Below are 5567 nucleotides of genomic sequence, written 5' to 3'. Positions count from 1 at the left end.
CCTTCACGGCGCACTCTTCACAGCCTTTGACAGGACGTGTGAACAGCACTGCAATTTATGAAGGTATCGAACGGGCAGAGAGGAGTGCCGTCCCCTCTCCGGGTATACGCGGTTCGGTTTACGCTTTTCGGGCAGCCCAGCCTGTTTCGCGCAGGAAGAAGGACAGGCCGATGGCAATGACGATGCCAATGATGAGCGGCATGAAGGCGTGCCGGTATTCTGCCATGCTCAGCACCTCGCCTTTGCCCATGAGAGCAGAAACGAGGGGAGACATGATGCCGGTTGTACCGAACACGAGGAAATTCATGACGCCGGCGGCGGTGCCTTTGACCTGGGGCGGGTTGACCTCTTTCATGGAGGAGAACGGGATCATGGCGGCGCCGGAGGCGATGCCCATGACGAGGGCGACCACATATTTTGGCATGATGCCGACGGGCACGTAGAGGGCGCAGAGCGATGCTGCCAGCAGCACGACGGCGCCTCCGAACAGAACCGGTTTACGTCTTCCGATCTTATCGGAGATCCATCCCAGCAGCGGGCATCCGATGACCCAGCCAATGGGGACCATGGAGACATCGGAAGCGGCGAAGCCCATGGTGGTGTGTTCGCCGACACTCAGCATGGAAGCGCCCCAGCCGAGTGCGCCGATTGTTGTGGGCACGAAGAGAAGGCCGCCGATGAGTCCGGCACACCAGCTCTGGGGGTTGGAGAAGATGATTTTGAACGGACTGAGAAGATTGGCGGCGGTAAGGTCACCGTGATGCCGGGTGCTGTCCCCTGAATCGCGCGGCATGATGACCCAGACGGCAGCGGCGAGGATCAGGCCGATAACGCCGAAACCAAGCCAGATATGTGGCCATGAGACGTGCCAGCTTCCCTGCGGATCGATGAGCATGCGGGTTGGTTTGGAGCCGAAAGCGGCGCCTGCCATGCCGAGGCACTGTGTAAGGCCGACGAAGAGAGCCAGCGTTCGGGCCGGGAGGTATCGGGCGGCGACGTAGGAGGCACCGACGAAGGCGCAGATGGCTCCGATGGCCTGGATGATGTAGCCGCCGACGCCGGCGGGAGCGCTGCCCTGAGCGAAGATGAGGCATCCGACGCCGGTGACGGCGATGAAGCCCGGAAGGATGGCATGGGCGCCGTAGCGGTCGAGCAGGACGCCGACGACGAGGGCCATGAGGGCGTAGACGATGTAGTAGGACGCGATCATCAGCCCGAGATGGCTGTTACCCCAGGCCGCTGTCAGCTCATTCTGCATGATGCCGGGGGCAGAGCGGATCGCGTATTGATAGAAATAGAACAGGGCGCAGAGAAACCAGGCCAGCACGTAGAGGGGCTGAAGTTTCTGCGGCTGCGGAGCGGGCGTGGCGGAAGCTGCGGGCGATGCTGTCGCCGGGGGCGGAGTGGCGGTCATGGGGGTTCCGGAAATCGGGTTTGGCGTTCAGACAAAACAGGCGACCCGAAGGTCGCCTGTCTGCGGCGAAGAGCGTTGCTTATTTCGCGGGCGGGCGGGCGTTGGCCGTGGCGACGTGCCGTCCCCAGGAGATGAGTTCGCTCGTGCAGTCATCACGCGGGATAACGCATTCGATCAGGGTCGGGCCGTCTCTGTGCGCCAGTGCGGTTTTCACGGCGTCATCCAGTTCTCCGAATGTTGTCGCACGGAGGCCTTTGCCTTTACCGTCTTCGGCGTTGAAGCCTTCGATGACGGCGCCGTAGTTCCAGTTTTTGATGTTGTTGTATGGCCCGTCGTGAATTTCCACTTCGATTGTGTAGCCGCCATTGTTGATGAGGAAGATGATGACCGGTAATTTGCGGCGGGTCATCTGGCCGACTTCCTGAGCGGTGAGCTGGAAAGAACCATCACCGACCATCAGGATATTGCGGCGTTCCGGCGCTCCGACGGCGTATCCGAACATGGAGGGCACCGACCAGCCGATGTGGCCCCACTGCATTTCGTATTCCACGCGCGCGCCACGGGGAAGTTTCGTGCGGTTGACGTTGAACCAGGAGTCTCCGGTTTCGCCGAAGATAGTGGTGTCAGCTGTGACGATGGACTGCAGCGCGCGCTGGATGTGCTCGCGGGTGAGTTTGCTGTCTTTTTTGCCGGCTTCAGGCGCTGTTTCCGTCACGCCGCCACCGACACGGCGGTATTCGATCATGGTCGCGTCTTTTTTCGCTTTGCCGGCGAAGTGCTTTGCGACACCGTCGATAAGATCGCGCAGGTGGATATTATTGAAGGACTGATCGCCAACCGTTGTCGTTTCTTTATCAGCGTTGACGACGCCGGCACCTTTTGGCCATGCGGTCCAGCCTTCGGTCGAGTAATCATTGAAGATACAGCCGAGAGCCAGAACGCTGTCTGACCAGTTGAAGATGTCATTAACCTTCGGCGAGCTGGCATCACCCCAGAATGTGCCGATATAGTTTGCGTGATCTTCGGGGAAGAAGCTTTTGGCGGCGCCCATTGTCGCGACACAGGAACCAAGGGCGTCGGCCAGACGGATTGCGGCGTCTTCGGCTCCGGCGGCGCGCAGTTTGCTGCCGATGAGGATGACGGGCTTTTCCCTGCTTTCAATGAAGTCGGAGACAGCTTTGACGGCGGCGGTCAGTGTGTCAGCGTCGGAAGCCGGTTCATTGATGACGCTGCTGATCGGGCCAGGAGCGCGGCAGGGCTGCCCGGAAACATTGCAGGCGATTTCGATATAGGCGGGCTTTTTCTCACGCAGGGCAGTGCGGATCGCGTAATCGATTTTCTCCGGTGCGTCTTCCGCGGAGATGATGGACACGGCGGCACAGGTCAGCTCCTTTGCGATACGGAGCTGGTAGCCGTAATCGGTGCTGCCGATGGTGTGGTGGAGGATATGGCCGCTGCCGTGATCGTTGGAGTTTGGTGCGCCGGAGACGAGGATGACAGGCAGGTTTTCGGCATAGGCGCCCCCAATGGCGTTCAGAGCCGAGAGCGCGCCGACACTGAAGGTAACGACGGCCGCCGCGGCGCCGTTGGCGCGGGCGTAACCTTCGGCGGAGAAGCCGCAGTTCAGTTCGTTCGAGCAGTAAACCTGTTCGCAACCTTTATTTTTCAGAAGCTGATCGAGCAGGACGAGATTGTAGTCACCGGCTACGGCGAAGTGATGTTTCAACCCGATCTGCGCGAAACGTTCTGCGAGGTAAGTGCCAACTGTGTAGGTCATACCTGTCTCTCCGGTTTTAATTCTGATTTTCCATTACTGGAAAGGAAGATATCGGAACGTGACATAGACCGTGTTACCCGTGGTGGTCGGGTAGACACTGTTGCCCATGCCATCATTGCCGCGAAAGGCAAATTTCCGGATATAAGTATACTGAACACCTGCCATGACGCTGCCATACTGGCCGTCAAGGAAGTGCCACCACCCACCGGTCGTAAACGAGGCGAGTGTCCGGGTCTGCGCGTTGCAGGTTCCGAATTCGATGTCGCAGCCGCTGAGATTCTGGTCGGTGATCCCGTATCCATACTGGCTTCCGTTGGCGGCGGTGTATCGCCGGCGTCCTGCCGTTTCGACACCACCGTACAGATAAAGCAGGACCGATTTGTCGGGGTGTCCGATCAGACCCAGCGCACCGCGCAGTTCCGGGACAGGGGTAAGCTGTCCGCGACTGTTGAATGTTGTGTCCGGCAGGAGAGTGGGTCCGTAACGACCAATCCCTTCGCCAGCAATGACGTTGCCGGTCAGCTGGAGTTTTGGCGTGCCGAGCGGCACGGTCATACCGCCGCCGACGCCTCCGCCGAACTGTGTGTCCTTATGTGTGCGGGCCGCACCGGGGGACTGGATGACCGAGCGGAACCAGCGCGCCAGCCCGAAAACTTCGTAATGGCCCACTGACGTATCGACCGCGCTTTTCAGAATGATATCCGGCACCGGGTTATCAGTGTACTGGGTGTCGGGATTGAGGAGGGCGCCGCCGGCGTTTTCGTAATAGACGCGCGGTCCGACGGTATTGCTTCCCACTGCGGGCAGTCTGTCACCCGAGGCGACGGTGGAGGAATAGGCCACGGTTGCCTGCGGGTCTTCGATGGAGAGGGCGAGCCAGTATTTCTGCCCCCAGTCCTTACCGATCCGGATCTGGGGGACACGGGTGAACGTGATGCCAGGGATCTGGTTGTTATCGGTGACGGCGGGCAGCTGCTCATTTCTGGGCAACACGCCTTTTGCATAACCAGTCGCGAGGCTCCAGGCCTGCCCCATGAGAAGATGGAAGCCCCAGTCTTTTTGCGTGAAGGTGAAATATCCCTGACGCAGTCTTGGGACATATCCATTGATCTGCACGCTGTTTGTTGAGCCCCCCGAGCCTCCGAAGTCGGACTCGATATAGGCCTGAAGACGGGTGGACGGGGTCGGATTAGCCTCAAGCAAAGTGGACAGGCGGCTAAGCTGAGCGGAGAGGCGTTCTTCGCTCAGCCCGTGATTGGGACTGTTTGCGTAGGGGAAATTATTCCATGCCGTGGCGGGGCCGCTGGTCAGGTTTGAGTCACGCCAGATATTTGAGAGCTCAAGAAAACCGCCAATTCTGACAGAAATATTGCCGATGCTGAACACGGGTGGCAGGCGATCGACCGATGTCTGCGTGATGGCCAGGGGGCTGGAGGAACTGAGATCGACTGATGATCTCTCATCCGCCACAGCCTGTTGCGATCCGCCGGACTGTTGCGGGCTACCGAAATAAAAGAATGGCTCACGTGGTTTTCCGGCAGAAAACTCTGCCTGTGGCTCAACCGGGGTCTCTCCGTCACCGTTTGCCGGATCGAGTGGTTTCTTGAGGCTCGCAGACGACTGGCGTGTCAGGCCGGAGATACTCTGGCGCCCTTTACCACTGGTTACCCGCTGTCCGTGGCGATGCTTTTCGATGGCGACAACCCTGCTTTCAAGAGCGTGGATCTGCTCTTTGATGGCGGTGAGTTCATCGTCGTCATCGTTTGCCCGGGCGGAGGGGCTGAAAAATGCCAGCATCCCCGCACCCGCGCACAAAACGAAAATATTTCGCTTCAAAAAAACACGGAGATGGGGCTGCGATGGTTCTGTCATTGGCGCGTGTTCTAACGCCCTGCGACGGGCGCGTATTTGATACGCATCAAGAAAAGAGATTTTTTTTGAAATGTCATCATTCCGAATTCGCTATCAGTTTCGACAGGGTGGCGGCCACGAGTGGCTCTGACAGGGCCATTGGAAAAACGAGAAATATTATCAGATCTGCGGAACGAAAACTTCCTGCGCATTTCGGAAACGGGTTTTCCGAATTTAAGAAAGCATCACATCTGAATACATTAAATCGAAAAAATACAAATGATCTTAATATTACAGAAAGAGGCCAGGCAACTCTATTACACCAGAGGTTGTGAAGACTGACCTGCGGTTGAGAGTATCCGGACTCAGCCCGGATCCGACAGGGACCGCAGGCCCCTGCACCCCGGTTTGCTGATCATAAAACGGTTTGCAAAGGCGAGCCTTTGCCGGGTTCCAGGGCAGAGCCCTGCCGGGTCCTGCACCGGCCTGTCTCACACAGATCAAAGCCCAGACCCTCCGGTATTA

General features: G+C 58.5%; 3 protein-coding genes. All 3 read right to left on the bottom strand.

The features are described 5' to 3' along the window. Positions 1-118: 118 nt before the first annotated feature. Complete coding sequence (locus GOB85_RS18285) at positions 119-1414, bottom strand: MFS transporter (protein ID WP_173571186.1); 1296 nt, start codon at positions 1412-1414, stop codon at positions 119-121. Positions 1415-1493: 79 nt separating this feature from the next. Beyond that, positions 1494-3191 carry an alpha-keto acid decarboxylase family protein gene (locus tag GOB85_RS18280; protein WP_173578802.1) on the bottom strand — a complete coding sequence of 566 codons (1698 nt, stop codon included), beginning with the start codon at positions 3189-3191 and terminating at the stop codon, positions 1494-1496. A gap of 33 nt (positions 3192-3224) precedes the next feature. After that, positions 3225-4988, bottom strand: coding sequence for a hypothetical protein (locus GOB85_RS18275; protein ID WP_173578801.1), 1764 nt, complete (start codon positions 4986-4988; stop codon positions 3225-3227). Between the last annotated feature and the right edge of the window lie 579 nt (positions 4989-5567).

The organism is Acetobacter fallax (assembly GCF_011516735.1).
Taxonomy (GTDB): domain Bacteria; phylum Pseudomonadota; class Alphaproteobacteria; order Acetobacterales; family Acetobacteraceae; genus Acetobacter; species Acetobacter fallax.
Note: the sequence above shows the minus strand (reverse complement) of the source record. Positions and strands in the feature narration are given on the sequence as shown.